At 68.6% G+C, this 19674-nt stretch carries 18 protein-coding genes and 1 pseudogene; 8 read left to right on the top strand and 11 right to left on the bottom strand.

Features of this window, described 5'->3' with window-relative positions; genetic code table 11:
- Positions 1-3: 3 nt before the first annotated feature.
- Positions 4-1086, bottom strand: a complete 1083-nt coding sequence (locus IE278_RS40415) for a YaaC family protein (RefSeq protein ID WP_246571682.1) — start codon at positions 1084-1086, stop codon at positions 4-6.
- 299 nt (positions 1087-1385) lie between these two features.
- Between IE278_RS40415 and IE278_RS40410 the strand changes: the two genes are divergently transcribed.
- Complete coding sequence (locus tag IE278_RS40410; protein ID WP_189780013.1) at positions 1386-1733, top strand: hypothetical protein; 348 nt, start codon at positions 1386-1388, stop codon at positions 1731-1733.
- Between the two features lie 1079 nt (positions 1734-2812).
- Here IE278_RS40410 and IE278_RS40405 read toward each other — a convergent pair.
- Together IE278_RS40405 and IE278_RS40400 are read right to left on the bottom strand one after the other, a co-directional pair.
- Positions 2813-3295, bottom strand: a complete 483-nt coding sequence (locus IE278_RS40405; protein WP_189780012.1) for a lamin tail domain-containing protein — start codon at positions 3293-3295, stop codon at positions 2813-2815.
- 726 nt (positions 3296-4021) lie between these two features.
- Positions 4022-4393, bottom strand: a complete 372-nt coding sequence (locus IE278_RS40400) for a DUF6233 domain-containing protein (protein ID WP_189780011.1) — start codon at positions 4391-4393, stop codon at positions 4022-4024.
- A gap of 94 nt (positions 4394-4487) precedes the next feature.
- On the opposite strand from IE278_RS40400, the gene IE278_RS40395 reads away from it, so the two are divergent.
- Both IE278_RS40395 and IE278_RS40390 read left to right on the top strand, forming a co-directional pair.
- The gene (locus IE278_RS40395; RefSeq protein WP_189780010.1) at positions 4488-5495 is read left to right on the top strand and encodes a DNA polymerase Y family protein; all 1008 of its coding nucleotides are present in this window, start codon (positions 4488-4490) and stop codon (positions 5493-5495) included.
- Positions 5496-5552: 57 nt separating this feature from the next.
- The gene (locus IE278_RS40390; RefSeq protein ID WP_189780009.1) at positions 5553-6014 is read left to right on the top strand and encodes a DUF6292 family protein; all 462 of its coding nucleotides are present in this window, start codon (positions 5553-5555) and stop codon (positions 6012-6014) included.
- 25 nt (positions 6015-6039) lie between these two features.
- Here the strand turns inward: IE278_RS40390 and IE278_RS40385 are convergent, their stop codons facing one another.
- Complete coding sequence (locus IE278_RS40385) at positions 6040-6249, bottom strand: DUF6207 family protein (RefSeq protein ID WP_189780008.1); 210 nt, start codon at positions 6247-6249, stop codon at positions 6040-6042.
- A gap of 252 nt (positions 6250-6501) precedes the next feature.
- Between IE278_RS40385 and IE278_RS40380 the strand changes: the two genes are divergently transcribed.
- On the top strand, positions 6502-6939 hold the full coding sequence (locus tag IE278_RS40380) for a DUF2690 domain-containing protein (RefSeq protein WP_189780007.1): 438 nt from the start codon (positions 6502-6504) through the stop codon (positions 6937-6939).
- Positions 6940-7162: 223 nt separating this feature from the next.
- On the opposite strand, the pseudogene IE278_RS40375 reads toward IE278_RS40380, so the two are convergent.
- From IE278_RS40375 to IE278_RS43040, 4 genes and pseudogenes are all read right to left on the bottom strand, one after another.
- Positions 7163-7796, bottom strand: a pseudogene (locus IE278_RS40375) (HNH endonuclease family protein).
- Positions 7797-7892: 96 nt separating this feature from the next.
- Positions 7893-9992 carry a prolyl oligopeptidase family serine peptidase gene (locus tag IE278_RS40370; RefSeq protein WP_189780006.1) on the bottom strand — a complete coding sequence of 700 codons (2100 nt, stop codon included), beginning with the start codon at positions 9990-9992 and terminating at the stop codon, positions 7893-7895.
- Between the two features lie 136 nt (positions 9993-10128).
- The gene (locus IE278_RS43045; RefSeq protein ID WP_281403217.1) at positions 10129-10254 is read right to left on the bottom strand and encodes a hypothetical protein; all 126 of its coding nucleotides are present in this window, start codon (positions 10252-10254) and stop codon (positions 10129-10131) included.
- Positions 10255-10379: 125 nt separating this feature from the next.
- Positions 10380-10505, bottom strand: coding sequence for a hypothetical protein (locus tag IE278_RS43040; RefSeq protein ID WP_281403216.1), 126 nt, complete (start codon positions 10503-10505; stop codon positions 10380-10382).
- A 407-nt stretch (positions 10506-10912) separates the two neighbouring features.
- Between IE278_RS43040 and IE278_RS40365 the strand changes: the two genes are divergently transcribed.
- The 3 genes from IE278_RS40365 (at position 10913) to IE278_RS40355 (ending at position 15977) form a co-directional block, all read left to right on the top strand.
- On the top strand, positions 10913-11188 hold the full coding sequence (locus tag IE278_RS40365; protein ID WP_189780005.1) for a DUF5132 domain-containing protein: 276 nt from the start codon (positions 10913-10915) through the stop codon (positions 11186-11188).
- Between the two features lie 489 nt (positions 11189-11677).
- Positions 11678-14083, top strand: coding sequence for an ABC transporter ATP-binding protein (locus tag IE278_RS40360; protein WP_189780004.1), 2406 nt, complete (start codon positions 11678-11680; stop codon positions 14081-14083).
- An 868-nt stretch (positions 14084-14951) separates the two neighbouring features.
- On the top strand, positions 14952-15977 hold the full coding sequence (locus IE278_RS40355; RefSeq protein ID WP_189780003.1) for an SGNH/GDSL hydrolase family protein: 1026 nt from the start codon (positions 14952-14954) through the stop codon (positions 15975-15977).
- A gap of 253 nt (positions 15978-16230) precedes the next feature.
- Here the strand turns inward: IE278_RS40355 and IE278_RS40350 are convergent, their stop codons facing one another.
- Positions 16231-16653, bottom strand: a complete 423-nt coding sequence (locus tag IE278_RS40350) for an RICIN domain-containing protein (protein WP_189780002.1) — start codon at positions 16651-16653, stop codon at positions 16231-16233.
- A 431-nt stretch (positions 16654-17084) separates the two neighbouring features.
- On the opposite strand from IE278_RS40350, the gene IE278_RS40345 reads away from it, so the two are divergent.
- Positions 17085-18413 carry a pentapeptide repeat-containing protein gene (locus tag IE278_RS40345; protein ID WP_189780001.1) on the top strand — a complete coding sequence of 443 codons (1329 nt, stop codon included), beginning with the start codon at positions 17085-17087 and terminating at the stop codon, positions 18411-18413.
- A 208-nt stretch (positions 18414-18621) separates the two neighbouring features.
- On the opposite strand, the gene IE278_RS40340 is transcribed toward IE278_RS40345, so the two are convergent.
- Both IE278_RS40340 and IE278_RS40335 read right to left on the bottom strand, forming a co-directional pair.
- On the bottom strand, positions 18622-19002 hold the full coding sequence (locus tag IE278_RS40340) for a hypothetical protein (RefSeq protein WP_246571678.1): 381 nt from the start codon (positions 19000-19002) through the stop codon (positions 18622-18624).
- 155 nt (positions 19003-19157) lie between these two features.
- A complete protein-coding gene (locus tag IE278_RS40335) occupies positions 19158-19394 on the bottom strand; it encodes a hypothetical protein (protein ID WP_189779999.1) in 237 nt (78 codons plus the stop codon).
- Between the last annotated feature and the right edge of the window lie 280 nt (positions 19395-19674).

Genomic DNA, 19674 nt, shown 5'->3' with positions numbered 1-19674 from the left:
GCCTCACCGCAAGCCAACTCTAGGCAAACCAACCCCAGTTACACCGCTCGCTTTACAGACCCCTCCGGAGATCTCATCGAGAAGGTACGCGATCAGGTTCGGCAGTGTGTTGATGGCCTTCTCCAACAAGGACTCAAGAGGTACTGCGTGCCGGCTGCCGTCGACATTGATGTGCTTGCTCCACTGTGCGGGCTCGTAGCGGGCGAGCATGGACAGGGTGTGCAGCACGGCCCACCAGGTCATGAGGGGGTGCAGGCCCGCAGTGTTGTTGCCCACGGCAGGGATCAGATAGCGAGCCCGGCCGTACGGCCAGGTCATGGCATGGATGAGCGCCTGGCGATCGGCGAGACTGCCGTCGCTTCCGGTCGGCACCTTCCAGTGCATGGTGAGGTGGCCCCACCCGTCGAGATCGAGGGTGAAGTCGGGTTCCTGCTCTTCCCCCGTTCCGCGCCACGGATGCTCGAATCCCTCAGTGCCGGAGAAGGAGGCCATGTACTTCTTCAGCGCCTCAGTGTTACTCGCGTGTGCGACCCATGGCGGGAACGGGTACACGCTGACGCTGGCCAACTGGTGCTGCCCCGAGTACAGGTCTCGGTTTTCGACGTACAGCGCAGTGCGCCGACTCTCGGTGATGTCCGCCAGCGGCGAGAAGCGATTCTCAGGCAGGCAGTCCCACAGATCACCAAGTCGGACGGCATCGTCCTCCCAGACTGGCGAGTCGAGTGCTTCGGACAGACGCACGAAACTACCCCTGCTGCCTGCCTTGAAGGTCGTGATGGAGATGTCGGCGAGGGTCCCGGCGAAACCCTTGGGCTCTTGGCTGATCCCATGGCCGACCAGGCGCCACTGATCTCCCTTGACTGGAGCCGCTGCCATGATGGCGCGGCCTGCCTGGCTCAGTCCGTAGAAAATGAGGAGCGGCTGCGTGGCCGGGCCCGCAGTGGCGGCAGCACGGAACATCTGCTCTGCCTGCTCCAGGGCAAAGACGTAAGTCTCGCGGCGTTCCAGGTCCATCGTGGCAGCCTTCGGCGGCTTCCAGCGGGTTCCACGCAGCCACCTCCAGAGTTCATCTTCGGACAGGTTCATGAGGTCCACGGCTGCACGCTATCGGCAACAACACCCTTTATCGACCGGGATATCGCTGAGCGCTGGACTCCGGCACCCGCCCGCCTGATCGTTTGCGTGCCCGTGACACGAGTGAGCCCCGCCGCTGACGGGCGGCGGGGCTCGTCTCAGTGAGCGGGGCAACAGGTGCCGCTCTTCAGGGTCACAGGGCCCGCTCTGGAGACCGATCTGCGCGCAAGGCGGGGTCCGGTCGGCCGCCGCAGTCCTACCCTGTGCGCATATGTCCAACTCGCTTGAGTGGGGCGGCAATAGGGGGTGGCATGGAGAGCCGATTAGAAGCTGGCTGGGGCCAGAAGGCTGCATGGTCCGCGCTGGTGGCCGCATCGATGGGCCTGCTGGTGTGGGTGCCCTTCCTGTACGTGGCCTTGAAGCGAAAGCGGCGCAGTGACTGGACTGCTCTGGCAGCGTTCGCCGTCGCCGGGGTAGCGCTGGCCGTGTGGGCGGGTGCCTCGTCGGACGGCCCCGGAGATCCGGCACTCGGAGCGTACGCAATCGTCTTGATCGTGGTGGCCATCGTGATGCTGCTGTTCACGGTGTTCGACAAGCACGGCACGAAGGACGATGCGGTCAACGTCGCGCGGCCGGAGGGCCGCCAGTTCTTGCAGTAGCCGGAGGGCGGTCCGGGTGCCCATGGGCATGAGCGCTCGGACCTCTGTGGGAAGGTGACAGGGGCTGCTCTTCAGGCTTGCCGAGCCGCCGGCAGCCTACGCCGTCGGCTCCTGGTCCGAGGAGATGGTGGCTCGATGCTCCGCGTAGGCGCGTTCGGCAAGCCCGCCCGGAGCCGAGCCCGTGGCGAGGCCGCAGGTGCATGTCGTGACCTTGCCGAGGGGGCTCGCTTGGGGCGGCCATGGCGGTCGGTCGTCTGGGCGTACGTGGTACGGATCTTAAGCTGATGCGTGGTCATACGCTCAGCATGCGCCCCGAATCTTCATGATCGCTCCGGAGCGCCCTGCTGGTTGCTGACTCTCATTTTGATGCCTGAGTCCCTTCTCGCTCTTCTGTCCCCAGAAGCGGGACCTGAGCGGTACTTCTCCGGCGCAGGGTGATACGACGTACGGATGGCTGGTGAGAATGCCCAGCACAGCGATTTGAGGGTCAGCACGGGCTTCCCGCTCCACGGCACCTGGGACCCGACCCCCAAGCCGTAACTGGCGCGGAATCAGAATCAGCACCCCGCACGGGGGCCTGGCCCGCCCCCTTTCGTGCCGACTGTTCCGGAGTACCGCTACTGCCGAAGCAACACCAACCGCATGGGCGGGGCTGAGCCAAAGTGCCGCGGTCACCGACCCATGATCGGGACCGAACTGTCTCGTCAATTCCAGACGGCGCCAAGCCGACCGGCCGGTCCAGACCACAAGGAAATGCCACGCCCGTGAGACTGAACCGCAGGCCATCGCTGTGAGACAGCTTGAAGGCTGCTGGCCAAGAGCCCGGCCTATGCCACGAAGCGGGAGATCCTACATCAGCGTACGAGGAGCCGAGGGGACCGGCACGCGCACCGCGACTGCAGCCGGTCGCCGGGCCGGTCCTGCCGCCTGTCGGCGGCGGACAGCTCACCGCGGCCCTGGCGCGCGCAGGCGGCGGCATGGCCCGGCGGTTGGTGGAGCCGCCGGGTCATGCCGCCGCAGGTCATACCCTGCCGCAGGCCTTCACTTCATGGTGACGGCCTGGGGTGGGGTGGGGGTGGTCAGCGGCGGTGGTTCCCGCCACCACCGTGGCCGTGGCCCCAGGACTCGCGGTCGATGCGGCGGTCGTTGTCGTTGCGCAGGGTGGCGGTGTCGGAGCGGTTGTCCCACACGTAGTGGCGGCGGTCCTGGTAGATGTGGCCGTCGCGGTCGCGGGCCTCGCCGGTGTGGATGCGGACGGACTCGTGGCCGCCGAGGCGGTAGTGGCGGAAGGTGAAGGTGTGGCCGTCCTCGTCCGTGAGGGTCCAGCCTTCGAGGTTGACGGCGCGCCGTCCGGCGTTGGTGATCTCGACCCACTCCTTGTTCAGGGAGCGGTTGGAGCGGTCGTCGCGGCCGGGTGAGTCGTACTGCACGGCCGAGATTTCGACGTGGGAACGCCGGGCCTGCTGGCTGCTGTCCGCGGTGGCGGGCAGGGCGGTGGCACCGAGGGCCGCGCCGGCGGCGAGGACCGCGGCGGCGATACGGCGGGTAGAGCGTGAAGACACGAAAAGTCCCCCAACGGTGCGCGTCCCGGTGGCCGGCCCTGACCGGGCCGCCGAGGACGGTGTGCTTGTCCCGGCGAGTGCCGAGGACCCACAGCTTGGCCACACCCCGCCCGGTGCGGCAGGTGTCCTGCTTGGTGTTGCTGTATGCGGACATTTCCGTGACTGCCGGATGTATCCCGCAGCTATCCCGGCGGACGGGCGGCGCCAGGTCGGTGCCCGCCACACCCACACCGCAGGACCGCCGTGGAAGCGGTTTCCAGCTCCCCGCACGCCCCCACTCCACTCCCGTCACGCCCCCGACCGGTGCACCGGTATATCGGTAACAGGTCGAAGGCCCGGTTTGTCGCTCCGCTGTTCCCTCGCACTGGTGGGTGTTCGATTCCCCTGGCGGCGCCGGTCGTTGCGGAGGCGGCCGAACGGCGACTCGTCAGCGGGTCCTGCCGTCACCTCGCCTGTGTGCGGGTGCTGGTGAACCGGACGGCCGGTCCCCAGTTTTCCTGTACGGGCGAAAGGCGCCACTGGCACAGGGGCAGTCCGCCGCTGCCGTACTTGTGCGTGGGCCGCTGGCAGCCGGAGCAGGGGCCGACGTAGCTGCTGGAGGTTTTGAAGGTCGACGGGTCGGGTTCGCTGATCGGTGGCGGGGGAGTGCTGGTCATCACGGGGTGTCCTGTCGAGTGGGTGGACACCGCGGTGCGAGGTGGCAGGCCGTGCGGGGGCAGGGAGCCGTCAGTGCGCCGCGGTGGCAAGGGCCGGGCGGCTGGATAAGGGGATGTCGAGCGTGGTGTCCGGGGCGCAGTGGCTGCACGCGCGCAGTCCCGCGTCGAGAAGCCGGCGGGCTTCGTCACGGCTGATGGGCCGGCGGCGCTTGCCGATGGCGTAGCAGTGTCCGGCGTGGACTTCGACGGGCGGGTGGCCGGCGCCGATGCCCAGCTCGACCACCCACTCCGGTCCCGGCAGCTGGGCGAGCCGGACGCGTTTCTGCTCGGCTTCGCGCTGCCGGACAGCGGCGATCTTTGCGTCGATGCGCTGAAGGCACATGGCGTGCCAGGTCCTCAAGGTCAGCAGTCGTGCCAGGTCAGCGGGCAGGTCATCAAACATAGTCTCGCTCCTGGATGTGCGGACCGGTCCGGCCCGTCCACTCGCGTGTTCGAATACTAGTTCGATAGTCTGCGGGTGGAGGAGGTGGGGTGCCATGGCGGCAGCGGAAGACCAGGTGCGGGTGTCGAGTGTGATGCATGTGCGCTGTGCGGACCGGCTGCCGGAGGAGGTGTTCCGGCAGGTTCTGGAGCAGTGCGCGGAGCTCTCCCCGATCGTCCAGGCCCTGCCGCCGTCCGCGGCTCTGGTGGAGCTGAAGGGCGCCCTGCGCTACCACCACGCCGACGCCCGGCGCCTCGGGGAAGTACTGCGGGTGCGCACGCTCTCGCGGCTCGGCATCGACGTCCGCGTCGGGATCGGTCCCACGATCACGGTCGCGGCGACTGCCTCCGGACAGATCGACGCACCCGGCGGAGTCCTCTCCGTGGATCCCGACCAGGCCCTCGACTGGCTCGGACCGCTGCCCGTGGAAGCCCTGCACGGCATTGGTCCGAAGCAGGCGGTGGCGCTGCGCGAGTACGGCGTGCACTGCGTCGGCCTTCTCGCCGCCATTCCGTCAGCCACCGTGCAGCGCCTGCTGGGCGGTAGGGCTGGCCGGATCGCCGTGGACCGGGCCCGCGGCATCGACCCCCGTCCCGTCACTCCGCGCACTCTGCCCGCGTCCGTGAGCGTGCGGTACTCCTTCGTCCAGCAGACGCTGGACGGCGGCGTGGTCCGCGGCACCCTGCTCGACCTGGTCGTCCGGCTCGGTCTCCAACTGCGCGAGCGCGGCCAGGTAGCGCGCGGCCTCACCCTCGCCCTGCGGTTCGCCGGCGGCACCGGCTGGGAGAAGACCCGCCGTCTGCCGGAGGCGTCCGCGCATGAGGACGACCTGCGCTCGATGGCCTTCCGTCTCATCGATGGCGCGGGCCTGCAGCGCGGGCGCCTGACCGGGCTCGTCCTCAGTGGCGAGGACCTGGTCGGCGCCGGCCAGGTGGCCGAGCAGATCAGTCTGGACCGGGCGCGGGAGGACCGGCTGGTCGCGGAGGCGGTCAGCGACCGCATCCGAGGCAAGTTCGGGCCCGGCGCGATCGGCCCGGCCGCCACCTTCCGCCGCGCCTCCTGACCGGCCCCACCCCCGTCCATTTGGCTACATCGCCCTCATCTGTCCTGGAGACGACTGGTGCTGCTCAACCCGCCCGGCATGCTGGATCCCGCGTCACTGCCGCACTGGCCTTACGCGCGCGCCGTCGACCAGGAACTCACCGCGCGCGGAATTCCGGCCGGCGCCGTCCGTGTGGAACGCGACTACCGGCGCGAGACCGCCATGCGCCTGGTCTTCACCTGGGACGCCTCCCGCTGCACGGGCCCGGGCGGCATCCGGCTCATATGGCACGACGACACCGGCTGGGCCCACAGTCTGCTGCGCCCCGATGCCGTCGGTGCGATCCCGCGCGGCCCCCTCACCGCACTGCACCGCGTCTACGCCACACCCGACGATGTCGCGGAGGTGGCCGACGCGCTCGTCTCCCGGCGCTTCCACCACTACAACGGCGACCACCACCAGGAATGGGAACTGGCACCGCAGGTGCGCGCCGCGATCGACGCCTTCCACCTCACCGTGGTGGCCGGCCGGGCGGGCTGACGAAGACGCCCGCAGCAGCAGCACTTCAGGCGTCGGGTTCTTGGTGCAGGTCCACAAAGCAGCGCAGCCGTACGCCGGGTTCGCCGGGCTCCCTTGTTGTCCGGTCCGCGGGTGCGATGGCGCAGTGCGCGGCGAGCAGGCGCTGGACGGCGAAGGCGGTGGCGTCGTCGGCGGCCGCGATCTCCACCACGGCCAGGCCGGGCCGGGCCACGTGTGCGTCATTGATCGGCTTCATGCCCGCCACGACGCAGCGCCCGTCCCGCAGGGTTCTGCCGGCCGGGCGTGTTCACCCGTCCGGCTGAGTTCGCTGTCCGAGGTCGGTCCGTCATCGCGCTGCTGCCGCTGGCGGTTGGGGCGGGCAGCCGTGTCCCTGCCCCCGAACTGCTCGAACCGCATCTCTGCTACCTGGTGTCGCACAACCGTTTGGTTGTACCGGGTGTCCCACCAGGCAGGAGCAGTCAACTAGGCAGTGATCAAAGGGGCTTACGTGATTCGAGTGAAGCGTCTGCTGGCGGTCGGTGCGCTGGCCGCCGGCTTACTGGGCGGCGGTGTCGGTTTGGCGGCGCCTGCCAGTGCTGCGGCGGCTGGGTTTTGTGTGGATGGGCAGGAACCGCCAAGTGGTGGCATAACGGTGCGTACCACACCGCCTGAGGCGAACGTCACCGTGGAACTCCGTTACCACCCGGACACGACGTGCGCGTGGGGGCGGATCACGAACGCGTGGCCCGGCTTCGACCACGTGTGGGTGGATCGTGCACCGTACGCCGGTGCTGACTGGGACGGTCCTCTCCTGACGACCTACGCCGGTTCCGACGGGGTTGCATACACGCCGGCCCTGGATGACAACCAGAAGGTGATGCGCGCCTGCGCGTGGATCAGGACCGGAAGTCAGGCTGCGGTGATCCGTTGTACCGACTGGTTCTGACGCGGGCCGTTCCCAGCTGATTTTCGTGGTGTTGCCGAGAGTCCCTTCCGGGATTCTCGGCATGCTTCTGTCTCGGGAACCCCTGCTGCCGCTCGGCCTTGGGCCGACTACCGCGGCTTGCACGGTGAGGTTCTGATCCGGGCACCGCCTCACGGGGACAGACCGTCTGGCGGTGCTCGCCGCCTGCAGTGGGCGGGCACCGCCTGGCCAGCTGGGGGTACGGCTACGGCGCTGGCTGGTAGTCGACTGTCTCCTGTCTGCAGCCCGCGGCGAGTTCGGTGAGGGCGGCGCGTTCGCGGTCGTCGGCGGTCAGCTGCCAGCGCAGTTTGGTGGCGACCCAGTCGGTGGCGTAGGTGCAGCGGGCGTCGGCGAGCGTGGGCTGCCAGTCGGCCGGGTCCTGGTCGGCTTTGGAGCGGTTGGTGCGGGCGGTGACGGCCACCAGGGAGCGGTCGGCGTCGAGGTCGTTGGCGTAGGCCTCGCGCCGGGCGGGTGTCCAGGAGTGGGCGCCGGAGTCCCAGGCTTCGGCGAGGGGCACCATGTGGTCGATGTCCAGGCCGCCCGGCGCGGTGAGGGTGACGCCGTCGTAGTACGAGAACCACTCGCCTGCGGTCACTTTGCAGCCCGCTTCGATGGCGGGTTCGGTGCGTGATTCGGCGATCAGTACTTCGGCGCGGGTGTTGCACGCGTCGCGGTCGGCGTCGATCCAGGCGTGCTCGGGATTCGGCTGCCGATGGCAGTAGTTGCACGGCCTGGGCCAGCGGCAGGGGTTCCGCTCGCGCTTCGCGTGCGGCGGCGGGTGTGGTGGTGAGGGGGAAGGCGAGCAGGAGGGCGGCAGCGGCCGCGATCTTCGAGAGCACGAGCCTTTCGTAGCGGCGTGTGGCCGCGATCCGCCCGGGTTTTGGCCTTACGTCATCCGGGAGAGTGCAATGGTCGTACCGCGCGCGGTGATGGTGCTACGTGACTGGTCGCAGGCCGGTGTGGGTGGCGAGGAAGGTGATGATGTCGGTGAGGGTTTCCCGTGCTGTGGTCTGGTCGGAGGGTCCGTGACCCGCGTCGGTTTGCCGGCGTAGCAGGACGGGATTGTTGCTGGTGGTGGCGTGCTGGAGGGCGGCGCACATTTTGCGGGGGTGGGCGTCGCCGGTGCGTTCGTCGGTGACGGCGCCGGCGAGGAGGACGGCCGGGTACGGGGTGTGGGGCTTCACGTGGTGGTAGGGCGAGTAGGAGAGCAGCCAGGTGAGTTGTTCGGGGTCGGAGGCGGTGCCGAATTCGTCGGTCCAGGTGTGGCCGATGCCGAGGTGTTCGTAGCGGACCATGTCGCACAGGGGGCCACTGGCCAGGACGGCGGCGTAGAGGTCGGGGCGTTGGGTGAGGGCGGCGGTGACCACGAGACCGCCGTGCGAGCCGCCGTGGGCGGCGAGTTGGCCCGGGGTGGTGAGGCCGCTGTTGATGAGGTGCTGGGCGGCGGCGTTGAAGTCGTGGACGGTCGTCTTTTTGTAGGCGCGGCGTCCGGCCTGGTGCCAGGCTGTGCCGCGGTCTCCGCCGCCGCGTACTGCGGCGACGGCGTAGATGCCGCCGGCGGCGACCCATGCTTGGGCCAGGGGTGAGTAGGAGGGGCGGACGAAGGCGCCGAATCCGCCGTAGGCAGTCAGCAGCAGGGGGCGTGGCAGCTGGTCCTCGTCCGATGCGGGAAGCAGGAGCTGCAGATCGACGGGGACTCCGTCATGGCTGGGGTAGGAGTCCTGCCGGCTGGTGACAGGCGGTGCCGTGGGGCGTGCGGGGCGGGGCCTGGTGTGCTGGGCCGGGCGGGCCTGGTGGGTGTGGGTGTCGTAGTGGTACAGGGTGGGCGCGGTGGTGCGGTCGGTGTAGAGGAACCAGGCGTCCGGGCCGCCTTGGGGGTGGGAGCGCAGGGCGGAGACGGCTCCGTGTCCGGGCAGCGGGACGCGGTGGGGCGGCTGCCCGTCGCCGTGGTGGAGGGTGAGTTCGTTGCCGGCTCCGACAGCGCTGAGCACCAGTAGCTGGCTGTTTCCGGTGTCGGAGGTGACCCAGACGCAGTCGTCCAGCAGGCGGTTGTCCTGAGGGGGCAGCAGTTCGGGCCAGGTGTCCGGCGCGTCAGGGTGGAGGGGGCCGGGGTAGGTGAGGATCCGGCCGCCGGGTGCCTGGTAGTCGGTCAGCAGGTGCAGGGTGCCGTCGGGGGCGAACTGGGGACGCCACTGGCCGGCGGTGAGCGTACTGTCGATCACCTGCTGGAACTTCCAAGGTTCGCCCGCGGTGGTGACGGGGGCGAGGTGGACGTCGTTGCGAGCGCTGGATCCCTCGGCTGCGGTGACGGCCAGCCAGGTGCCGCGGTGGTCGATGGTCACCGCGAAGTAGGTGGCCGGACCCGCCTGGCCGAAGACGTGTTCGTCGCTGTGTACGGGGGTCCCGACGCGGTGGCGCAGCACACGCATGCCGTATCCCGCCGCCGTTGAGGCTTCACGGGGGTCGTGGTCGGCGCGGACGTAGAAGAAGGCGTCGCCGCCGGGCATCCACGCCAGGGAGGGGGTGCGCATGCCGGGGACGGGGCCGTCGAGCACCGTGCCGTCGTCCACCGACATGACCCACAGCTGGCTGATGTCGGAGCCGGCTGTGGACAGCAGGTAGGCGATGCGGTCTCCTTCCCAGGAGGGGCGCCAGGCGGTGACCCGGGTCCTGCCGGAAGGGTCCAGCCGCACGGGATCCAGAAGCACCCGGGCCGGATGGTCACCGCGTCGTACCCACACCACCGGGTAGGGCTCCTGCGCCTGTTGCTGTTCGAAGAACTGGTAGCGCCCGCGGCACAGGGGTGAACCCGTCCACTGTGAGAGGGCCTGTTCGGCCAGGCGGGCCGCCCAGATGGGCCGCTCGTGCCATCGGTCGCGGTGGTGCAGGAACCAGGCGTCCTGCTCCTGCGCCCACTGTTGGACGGACGGGTCGCTGCCGTCCTCCAGCCATCGGTACGGGTCGGGGACGCGGTGGCCGTGGAGGGTCTCCACCAGCGAAGAACGCGCGGTACAGGGGGCGGGGGCTGATGTCACGGCGATCCTTCAGGGGCGTGCGATAGGGGGATGGGCGCCCGCCCTGCCGCGTGTGTCGCGGGCAGGGCGGGCTGATGGCCAGGCGCGTGCCGACGCGCGGTCAGGCATGCCCGGCCCCTCTGGTGGTCGGCTGGTGTCAGTGGTCGTCGCCGACGAAGACGGCCGCGCGCCAGGCAGCCACGACCACGTCCGGGTCACCGGCCGGGTCATAGAACGTGCCGTGCAGGGGGTTGTACTGGTAACCACTGGCGGGAAGGAACATGTGCTTCTCCTCTTCTCAGCGGGCCCGGTGCGGACCGCGCGTTGGTCGAACTGAGCGTGAACGGGTGGCCGGCTGCGGGCGGTGATGAGAGCAGCCCGCCCGGCCCCTCTGGTGGTCGGCTGGTGTCAGTGGTCGTCGCCGACGAAGACGGCCGCGCGCCAGGCAGCCACGACCACGTCCGGGTCACCGGCCGGGTTGTACTGGTAGAACTGCGCGGGGTTGTACTGATAACCACCGGCGGGAAGGAACATAGTTTTCTCCTTTTCTCGGCGACCCCTTTCGGATCGCTTGCTAATCAACGTAACCCGATAACTCGGAGGGAAACCCGTCAATTTCGAGAAATACTCAACCGGCAATTCCTGCGGAGCGCTTCTCTTCGCACTCCCCGATACATGCTTTGCGCGGGCGCACGCAGGCGCACGGCGTCAATCATTCACGATAATCCTTCTTTTCGTCCGAGGGTTTTGCGTGCGTAGTTCTGTGTCATATTGAGGTTCTGCGGGCTTTGAGGCCGCTCATGCTGCGGCACGAGACCTCCTGATGCTCGCTTGCTTGCACTGTCACCGTGACGGTCGCCGCAGGCCACACACAGGTCAGGCGCCCACTCTCGAATTGAGACGTTGCGGCCGGCCGCAGACATCACCGAAAGGGATACGTCATGCCTATTGCTGTCGTTCCGGTTCTCATTGGCGTCGCCTTGGCGCCGATGGTAAAAAGGCTAGCGAGGCCGGTTCTCCGGGGGGCCGTGAAAACATCGGTCGGGATCGCGTACGAGGTGAAGCAGGCCGCCAGTGAAGTAGGCGAGGAAATCACCGACCTGTCCGCCGAAATCGTTGCGGAGATGGCTGCGAAGCGTGAGCCCGCACCTGTGGCGACGAAAAAGAATGCACTCAAACCGGGCGGCCGTGCCGCGAAGGCGAAGCCAGCACAGTGATGCCCGTTTCGCATCGGCAGCTGGGTTGAGAAGAGCCTTCGCCGAGGCAGCGTACGCCGCCGGGCATGCAGAGAGATCATGGCCGGCGTTCGCGTTGCGGAAGGTGGGGCAAGGGGCGCGGCACGGCATGCCACGTGGGGAACTTCAGCATCGCCCGGAGGGCGCCGACCATGGCCCCGCTCGTGGGGCAGCCCAGCGGCAGGACACCGACTCTGCCCGCTGGGCTGCCTCCGGCCGGCGGCGCAGCCGCGCTGCCCGCCTGCGCCGCCAACCCTGGCCTGCCTGACGGTCGTGGGGGCGCGCTCCTTGTTGTCAGCGCTTCTCAGCGCTGGGGCCCCTGCATCGCACGGCCGTCGAAGTTTGGTGCGCACACCCGGGCCTTAATTCCCGCCGCTGTCCAACCGCACAGAATTCCAACGCGCCCTCCCCTGGTACGGCTGTATTTCCGCCGCGGGTCTGAGGGCCGATCGTGAGGAGCAGAGGTAACGCATGCCGTATACCAAGGCGTCGGCAGGCCGGCCGAAGAAGGCGGGGCTGCGCCCCCAGTCCATCACCGCCGGCCGGCAGCGCTGGGAGGTCGGCTACCTGGAAGGCAGCCCCCAGTCCGCCCGGGCCATCGAGGCAGTGCTTCGGCAAGAGCCACACGTCACGGCGGTGCGAGCCAATCCGGCCACCGGGCGGGTACTGATCCGACACCGGCCCGACGCCCCGCCCGACGACATCAGCGCGCGCATCCGGTGCCTCCTGGACTCTGTGGGCGAGCGGCTTCTGGCCGCGAGCGCGGAGGCCCGCACCGTGACTGCGGCCGGCGCCCTCGAACCTTTTCAGCACGGGACGCCTGGTGTCCCCCGCCCCCGGCCGGCGCAGGCGCAGCCCGAAGGACTTCTGCTCTCCGCCGCGGCCGCTGTGGGCCTGGCCCTCTGCGCCGGCGGACCCCGGTGGCGCCAGCCTCTGCTGAGCCTCGGGGCGGCCGGCGCGGCCACCGCCGTCCTGATGCGGCGGTCCTGGCGCAAGATGGGCCCGAACCTCAAGAACGCCGCCCCCGACGACCCCGCCGCCGGCACGGCCGGCACATCCCGCGATCTGCGCTCAGAACTGGTGATCCGCCACCGGGGCCGGATCGCCCGTGCCACCGCCTGGTCCGTTGCCGGCCAGTGCGCGGACACCTCGGTCTATCTGCTGTTCGGCAGGGCCATGAGCATCGTGATGCGCGGCGAGAGCAAAACCCTGGCCGCTCGTGGCCTGGACAGCCCCGCCAAGCAGCTGTGGGCGATCGTCGGCACTGCCGTTGCCACGCGCGCCACCGCCGCGGCACTCAGCTACCGTGCGGAAATGTCCTGGCGCAGCCTCGGTCAGGACATCGCACACGAATGGCGCACCGAGCTCTATCCCCACGTGGAGCACCTGCAGCTGAGCCGGATCGAGGACGAACGTGCCACCCGCGTGGCCGGCGTAGTGGGCGAGGACATCAACCAGCTGGGAACCTTCCTGGCCACCACGCCGCACGAGGTGACCCAGCTGACCACATCCGTGGCCCTCATGGCTGCCGCGTACTTTGCCTACGCACCCCAGTCAGCCTGGGTGGCCTTCCTGCCACTCCCGCTCATTGCGTGGATCTCGCTGCGGCATCAGGAACGCTCCTCGACTGTCTATGCGGCCTCCGGCCACGACCGTGCCCGGCTGAGCAGTCAGCTGGTCAACTCCCTGCAGGCCAACGCCACGGTCAAAAGCTTCTGCGGTGAGGACCATGAGGCACAGCGGGTCGAGAGCCTCAGCGCAGCATGCCGGCGCACCAACCGGGCCACTGACCGCTACACCGTCCGCTACACCCAGACCGTCATGTCCCTCACCGCCGCCGCGTTCCTCGCCAACCTCCTGGTCAGCGGACGCGAAGCCATGGACGGCACGCTGTCCCTGGAGGCCTTCAGCATGTTCACCGTGCTGCCCCAGCAGACGATCTTCAAGCTCACCGCGCTCGGCGCCACCATGGACAACTACCAGCGCACCCTCCAGGCGCTCGACCGGATCGAATACCTGCACTCCCTGCCCACCGAGCCGGTCGGCACCGGCCGCCGGCTGGCCACCGACCGGGTCAGCGGCGACATCACCCTGGACAACGTCACCTTCGCCTACCCGGGCCGCACACCGACCGTACGCAACCTGTCCCTCCACTTCCCCGCCGGCACCACCACCGGCATCGTCGGCGCCACCGGCGCGGGAAAGTCCACCATCGCCAAACTCCTCACCCGCTTCCACACACCGCAGAGCGGACGCATCCTCCTCGACGGCCAGGACATCCAGACCCTCGACATCACAGATCTGCGCCACGCAGTCGGCTTCGTCGCCCAGGACGCCTTCCTCTTCGACGGCACCATCGACGAGAACCTCCGCTACGGCACCTTCGATGCCGACCACGACGCCCTTGTCCACGCAGCCCGCATGGCCGAGGCCACCCCCTTCATCGACACCCTTCCCAACCGATACCGAACCGCCGTCGGCGAGCGGGGCACCACACTGTCCGGAGGGCAGAAGCAACGCATCGCGCTGGCCCGCACCTTCCTGAAGAACCCGCCCGTACTCATCCTCGACGAGGCCACCTCCGCTGTCGACAACGAGACCGAAGCCGCCATCCAGCGCGGCCTGGCCGGCTTCACCACCGACCGCACCGCGATCGTCATCGCCCACCGACTGCCCACCGTCCGCCACGCAGACCAGATCTACGTGCTGGACGACGGCGGCGTACTCGCAGAAGCAGGCACTCACGACGAACTGCTTGCCCTCGGTGGCCTCTACGCCTCCCTGTGGGCCCTCCAAACCCACGAAGCGGAGCTGGCGCCAACTGCCCACCGACGGCACCAAGCCCCACGCGCCGCGTTGAACCCTCCGGCACTGTGATCTGCGGTACGGGGGCGGAGAGTCGTGGTCGGGCCGTCGCACGGACGCTGACGACCCGTCGCGGCCCGTCAGCCCGATATCGGGGGGATCGGTGCCCGTACGTCGCCCGGTGCGCGTGTCGGCTTCCCCTCCGCGCTGCACACCCCGGCGAGCGAGAGCGTAAGGGCTGCGTGCCCGCCTGGCCGACGCTGACCCGCAGGCCGCTTCCCTCCCCACACGAGGGATCTGCCAGAGCTCCCTGAAGTCAAGGGGCGCTGTTGCGGTAGGCGGTGCGTCAAGGGCTGCGCTGAAGGTTGCGCCGGGAGTTGCGGCAAATATTGCGCAGCGTTTCGGGTTGTCACAGTGACCACACGGTTCCGGCCCTCACATCCCCTCTGCGACCGCTTTTCCGCCTCCTGACCCCTGGGAGAGATGAGGAGGGAGGGAGGCAGGAAACGGCGGCCGGGCGAGGGGATCCGGGCGGCTCGTGCTACCCGCCGCGTGGCGACCGCGCGGCCCGGCCGGAGCCTGGACAGCGCGTCATTTCAGACGCGGCGTCCTGGCGAAGAGGCAGTATTTTCACCTGCGCTATTCCCCCGGAAGCCAGGGGGATGAGTTGACCAGTCGTCGACGAAGCGTGCCTCGCAGTCGCCGCTGCGCAGCGGCGCGCGCCGTGCAGCGGGCGGGCAGCGGCGTGCACCGGTCCTTGAGTCGGCGCCGTGTTCACCACTGGTGTGAGGAATGGGGAGTGCATGCCTCCTGCGGGTGACCTGACCGGTCACTTCTGTGGTGTGGGCCCGGTCGTCTGCCACCGTCGTGATCCGAGAGCGGAGTAACCCGTTCCTCTCCTTGTGAGTCCCGACGAAAGGGCACAGGCATGCCTTCGGCCATGCGTAAGACGACGACCACTTCCAGGGCACGGCGGCTGGCCGCCGCGGCCGTCGCGCTGGGCAGTTTCCTGGCGTTCGCTGTCCCGGCAGGAGGTGTGGCCGCGGCGCCCGCCGACCCGGTGCCGGCCGTCTTCTTCGGCGACTCCTACACCGCCAATTTCGGCATCGCTCCCGTGAATAACCCGGACAGTGAGAGGGGCTGGTGTTTCCAGGCCGCGGAGAACTATCCCGCCGTCGCCACCCGGAGCCTGGCGAGCAAGGGCATCACCCTGGACGTCCAGACGGATGTCTCCTGTGGCGGTGCGCTCGTCCACCACTTCTGGCAGGAGCAGGAGCTGCCCTTCGGCGCCGGGAAGCTCCAGGCGCAGCAGGACGCGCTCAAGGAGGACACCCGCCTGGTCGTGGGTGGCGCGGGCGGCAACACGCTGGGCTTCACCAGCGTCCTCAAGCAGTGCTCCGACGAGCTGCGTAGGCACCCGCTGCTGCCCGGAGAGCCGGTGGACGCGGACGCACCTGCCGGCGAGTGCCGGGACTTCTTCGAGTCGGACGACGCAAAGGAATGGCTGGACGACCGGTTCCAGCAGGTCGAATGGGACCTTGAGCAGACGCTCCAGCGTATGAGCTATTTCGCCCCGGACGCCGAGCGTGTCCTGGTCGGCTATCCCAGGCTCGTGCCCAAGGACACCACCAAGTGCCTGAAGGCGGCCCCCGGCCAGGAGGTATGGCCGTTCGCCGACATCCCCCAGGACGCGCTCCCGCTCCTGGACCAGGTGCAGAAGCGGCTGGACGACGTCATGAAGAAGGCCGCCGCGGACGATGGTGCCGACTTCGTGGACCTCTACGACCACACCGGGAACAATACGGCGTGCGACGGCGCCAACCGGGGCATCGGTGGCCTGCTGGAGACCTCCAGGCTCGACCTCTTCGGCCAGTCGATCCCGTGGTACGCACACCCCAACGACAAGGGCCGTGACATCCAGGCCAAGCACGTGGCCGCAAAGATCGAGACAGTCCTCAACCGCTGACCGGGCACTCAGCCCCGAATCCGGACGACCCCAGATCCTGACGGCGTCATCTACTCCAGAACGGTGCCCCAGGTCCGCGACCTGGGATACCTCGCCGCGCACAGCCCTGGGGCCGACACCGCCACCGGGTTCGCCACAGGACGCTGACTTGCCCAAACGAAGATTTCACCGTGCTGCCCGGTGTCGTGTTGGGCCTACAAACGGGCCCCGGCGAGCGGATCCGCTCGCCGGGGCCGAAAGGTTTCCGAGGTTCTCAGCCGAGGCGGAAGTGCTGGTTGTGCTTGTCCTTGTCGGTCCACTGGACGAGTTTGGCGCCGTCCTCGGTGCCTTCGCCGATCACGGACAGGACCTTGCCGCTGTGGCGGGCTTCCAGGGAGAAGTAGCCGTCGTCTTTCTGGACGAGCTTCCACTCCTGGTTGGTCTTGTTCTTGTTGGTCCACTGCACGACGGTGCCGCCGTCCTCGGTGCTGGAGGCGGTGACGGACAGGGCCTTGCCGCTGTGCACGGCCAGCACGTGGTAGTACCCGCCGGTGGTGGCCACGAGGTTCCAGTGCTGGTTGGTCTTGTTCTTGTCGGTCCACTGGACGACCTCGGCGCCGTCCTCCGTACTCGACGCGGTGACGGACACCAGCTTGTCGCTGTGACGGGCCACCAGAGCAGCAGTGAAAACAGCCACGGTTCCTCCTTGCTCGACGATCATTCGACGAGCCCAGTCAATTGCCCTCTTCGTGTTGATAGGGGCTGTACGAGGCGATATGGCCGGAAGGTGCTTCACGGCGACTCGGAAAAATCGGCATCAAATAGAACTATCACCCACACGTGGCATGTTCGGAGGATCAGTCGTGGCTGCTGGAGAGGTCGTGCTGGCCCGGGTGAGACGACCATGGGATGCAATTAAGCGCGTTTTACTGGTGAAGAGGCGGTATTGCTGGCGTGCGCAATGCTCTGACCGCGCGGGGAGGGCGTCATCCCTGTTGGTGTTGAGCGTCGCCTGCGGAGTACCGCAACCGAACGGTGGCGTCCCGGCATGTACGGAGCATGAGAACACCGCGCATCGTGCAGCGATTGCGTCAGCGTCGTAGACAACGGCGTGAGGAGCGGGCAGCCATGACCGGGCTGGACCGACGCCGGAACCGCGCCCGGCGGGTGGGACGCTTCAAGCGCTGGGGGATGCGGGCTGCTATCGCGGCAGGTGCGGCCCTGTTACTGGCCGGACTGCCCTGGCTCCTGGTGAAGGGGCCGTACCGGATCGACGGTGCGTACATCGACCAGAAGGAACTGGCAAAGGGGTCCGCAGCCCTCGTTACCGGCCTACGGACCGCCGTGGTGGCGTTCGCCGCCGCCCTCGGCGCTGGCATCGCGCTGCTTTACACCGCCCGTACCTACCGTCTCACCCGACGTGGCCAGATCACCGACCGCTTCACCAAAGCCCTCGAACGGCTCGGCTCCAGCCAGATCTACGTCCGCATCGGCGGCATCCTCGCTCTCGAACAGATCGTCCAGGACGCCCCCGAGCAAGCCGCCACCGACGCCGCCCGCGTTCTCGGACATTTCATCCGCCACCACGCTCCCAAAACCGCGCCCCCGCCCGACCCCGACGACCCCCACCGTGGCCCGCACTCCGACCCGCTGCCCACCGAGCCGGACGCTGACGTACAAGCGGCACTCACCGCCCTCACCCGCACCGAATCCCGCACCCACGTCGACCCCCGGGAACAACTCGACCTCCACGGTCTCCATCTCGCTGGCGCCCGCCTCAATCAAGCCGACCTCACCGAGGCCGACCTGACCGGTGCGACGCTCACGGAGGCTGATCTGACCGAGGCGACGCTCACGGAGGCCAACCTGACCGGGGCGATGCTCGCCAGGGCCGACCTGCCCGGTGCGACGCTCACGGAGGCTGATCTGACCGAGGCGACGCTCACGGAGGTCAACCTGCGCGGGGCGATGCTCGCCGGGGCCGACCTGTTCGGGGCGGATCTCACCAGGGTCAGCCTGCGCGGGGCGGATCTCACCAGGGTCAGCCTGCGTGGGGCGGATCTCACCGAGGCCCGCCTGCCCGGTGCGACGCTCACGGAGGCCAACCTGACCGAGGCGACGCTCACGGAGGTCAACCTGCGCGGGGCGATGCTCGCCGGGGCCGACCTGTTCGGGGCGGATCTCACCAGGGTCAGCCTGCGCGGGGCGGATCTCACCAAGGCCGACTTGTACGGTGCGATGCTCACGGAGGCCAACCTGTACGGGGCGAATCTCATCGGGGCCGACCTGTCCAAGGCAGATCTCAGTTTGGTTCTCTGGTCAGAACAGACCCGGTGGACCCCCGACGACGAGGCCGGAATGCGGGAGCGATCGGTATCTCTGGGTGATGGCAGGTGGCGTATCGAGGCGCCCGGAAACAGCGGTGCGGATCTTTCAGAGCCCCTCGTACCTGGCTGAGTTCGCAGCGGGCGCCCCGGGCCCTGCTCAAGCAGTGTTGTTCGGCGGCTTCGCAGATGGTGTTGCATCAGATGCAACATTGTTGAGTTGAACCGTTACGGTGCACGTCGTGCCGGCCAGCCGGGACACGCACCCCATGAAGACGTCACCGCCCTGACCTGCCCAAACGACCGCTTCGCCAGCCTGCCGGATGTTGCATCTGCTGCAATTAAGCTCGTTTGAGGCAGGTCTGTGGGACCTGGCCGCCCGGCACGATGCGCCACAGGCTCCCGTCCTTGCCGCACGCGCGGTAGGCCGGTCCGCTCTGGGTCCGGCCTACCGCGACGATGCAGGAGCGGACCACCTGGCCGCGGCTGAGGTGGTGATGGACGGGCGAGTTCATCGTCGCCACCGGCCCGTCGTAGGGGCCCGGTCGGCGGACCGCAACACGCTTCACCGCGCGCCACTTGCTCGTGCACGGCGCAGCGGCGGGTGCGTGCACGGAAACCACGGCCGGGGTGCCGGCCTCCGCCGGAGTGGCGGGCAGGGAGAAGCCGGAGAGGGCCGCGGCCGTCATGGCGGCCGTCGTCAACAACCGTCGGAAGATCACGACTGCCTATGGCGCGCGCCCGGCAGCGGGTCACGGGCGCGGGCCGACTGTCACCCGGCGGTGTATCGCTGCGGTGTCAGTGAGCGCTGTCCTGCGCCAACGAACTCGAACGGCTTGCCATCGGAGTCGGACCGGCGAGAGACAGCCGACTGCGGTCAGTGCCGGCCGCGCCGCGCCTCCTGGATGTCCCGCATGTGCTGAGCACCCCGCTCCTCGGCACGACGCCGGGAGCGTGCCACCACCGGCCCCACCAGTGCGTACACCGTCGAGAAGAGCAGCCACCGGGCCACGAAGTCCCACCCCCAGGACTTGTCGCCCACTAACGTCATGACGCCGCTCACCACGACCCCCGTCGTCACGGCCGCGCCGATCCATTTCCACCATCGCCCCATGACTGGCGGCTACCCAACCGCCCTTTGATCACTGATACGCCGGCCATCGGCGTGGGAACACCTGCGAGTGGTCCAACTCCGATGGCAAACGGTTCAGGTCCGTCGGCACAGGATGAGTGCCTCTGGGATCCGGTTGTCACCAGCGTCGTTGACCGCTCTCATCCAATCGAGTCGTTTACTCAGCGAACCCAGTCGTTTGGCCTTCCGTCTCAGTGAACCTACTGAGGTTTTCGTTAGTTCTGTGGGTGCAGGTGCTTGGGTGGTGTGAGGATCTGGCTGT

The organism is Streptomyces tauricus (assembly GCF_014650955.1).
In the GTDB taxonomy this organism is placed as follows: domain Bacteria; phylum Actinomycetota; class Actinomycetes; order Streptomycetales; family Streptomycetaceae; genus Streptomyces; species Streptomyces tauricus.
Note: the sequence above shows the minus strand (reverse complement) of the source record. Positions and strands in the feature narration are given on the sequence as shown.

Excerpts from the sequence above, each read along its gene's own strand:
- IE278_RS40385 (WP_189780008.1), bottom strand. The coding sequence starts at position 6,249 with ATGAAGCCGATCAATGACGCACACGTGGCCCGGCCCGGCCTGGCCGTG.
- IE278_RS40410 (WP_189780013.1), top strand. The coding sequence starts at position 1,386 with ATGGAGAGCCGATTAGAAGCTGGCTGGGGCCAGAAGGCTGCATGGTCC.
- IE278_RS40395 (WP_189780010.1), top strand. The coding sequence starts at position 4,488 with ATGGCGGCAGCGGAAGACCAGGTGCGGGTGTCGAGTGTGATGCATGTG.
- IE278_RS40345 (WP_189780001.1), top strand. The coding sequence starts at position 17,085 with ATGACCGGGCTGGACCGACGCCGGAACCGCGCCCGGCGGGTGGGACGC.
- IE278_RS40355 (WP_189780003.1), top strand. The coding sequence starts at position 14,952 with ATGCGTAAGACGACGACCACTTCCAGGGCACGGCGGCTGGCCGCCGCG.
- IE278_RS43040 (WP_281403216.1), bottom strand. The coding sequence starts at position 10,505 with ATGTTCCTTCCCGCCGGTGGTTATCAGTACAACCCCGCGCAGTTCTAC.
- IE278_RS40365 (WP_189780005.1), top strand. The coding sequence starts at position 10,913 with ATGCCTATTGCTGTCGTTCCGGTTCTCATTGGCGTCGCCTTGGCGCCG.
- IE278_RS43045 (WP_281403217.1), bottom strand. The coding sequence starts at position 10,254 with ATGTTCCTTCCCGCCAGTGGTTACCAGTACAACCCCCTGCACGGCACG.
- IE278_RS40400 (WP_189780011.1), bottom strand. The coding sequence starts at position 4,393 with ATGTTTGATGACCTGCCCGCTGACCTGGCACGACTGCTGACCTTGAGG.
- IE278_RS40415 (WP_246571682.1), bottom strand. The coding sequence starts at position 1,086 with ATGAACCTGTCCGAAGATGAACTCTGGAGGTGGCTGCGTGGAACCCGC.
- IE278_RS40360 (WP_189780004.1), top strand. The coding sequence starts at position 11,678 with ATGCCGTATACCAAGGCGTCGGCAGGCCGGCCGAAGAAGGCGGGGCTG.
- IE278_RS40335 (WP_189779999.1), bottom strand. The coding sequence starts at position 19,394 with ATGGGGCGATGGTGGAAATGGATCGGCGCGGCCGTGACGACGGGGGTC.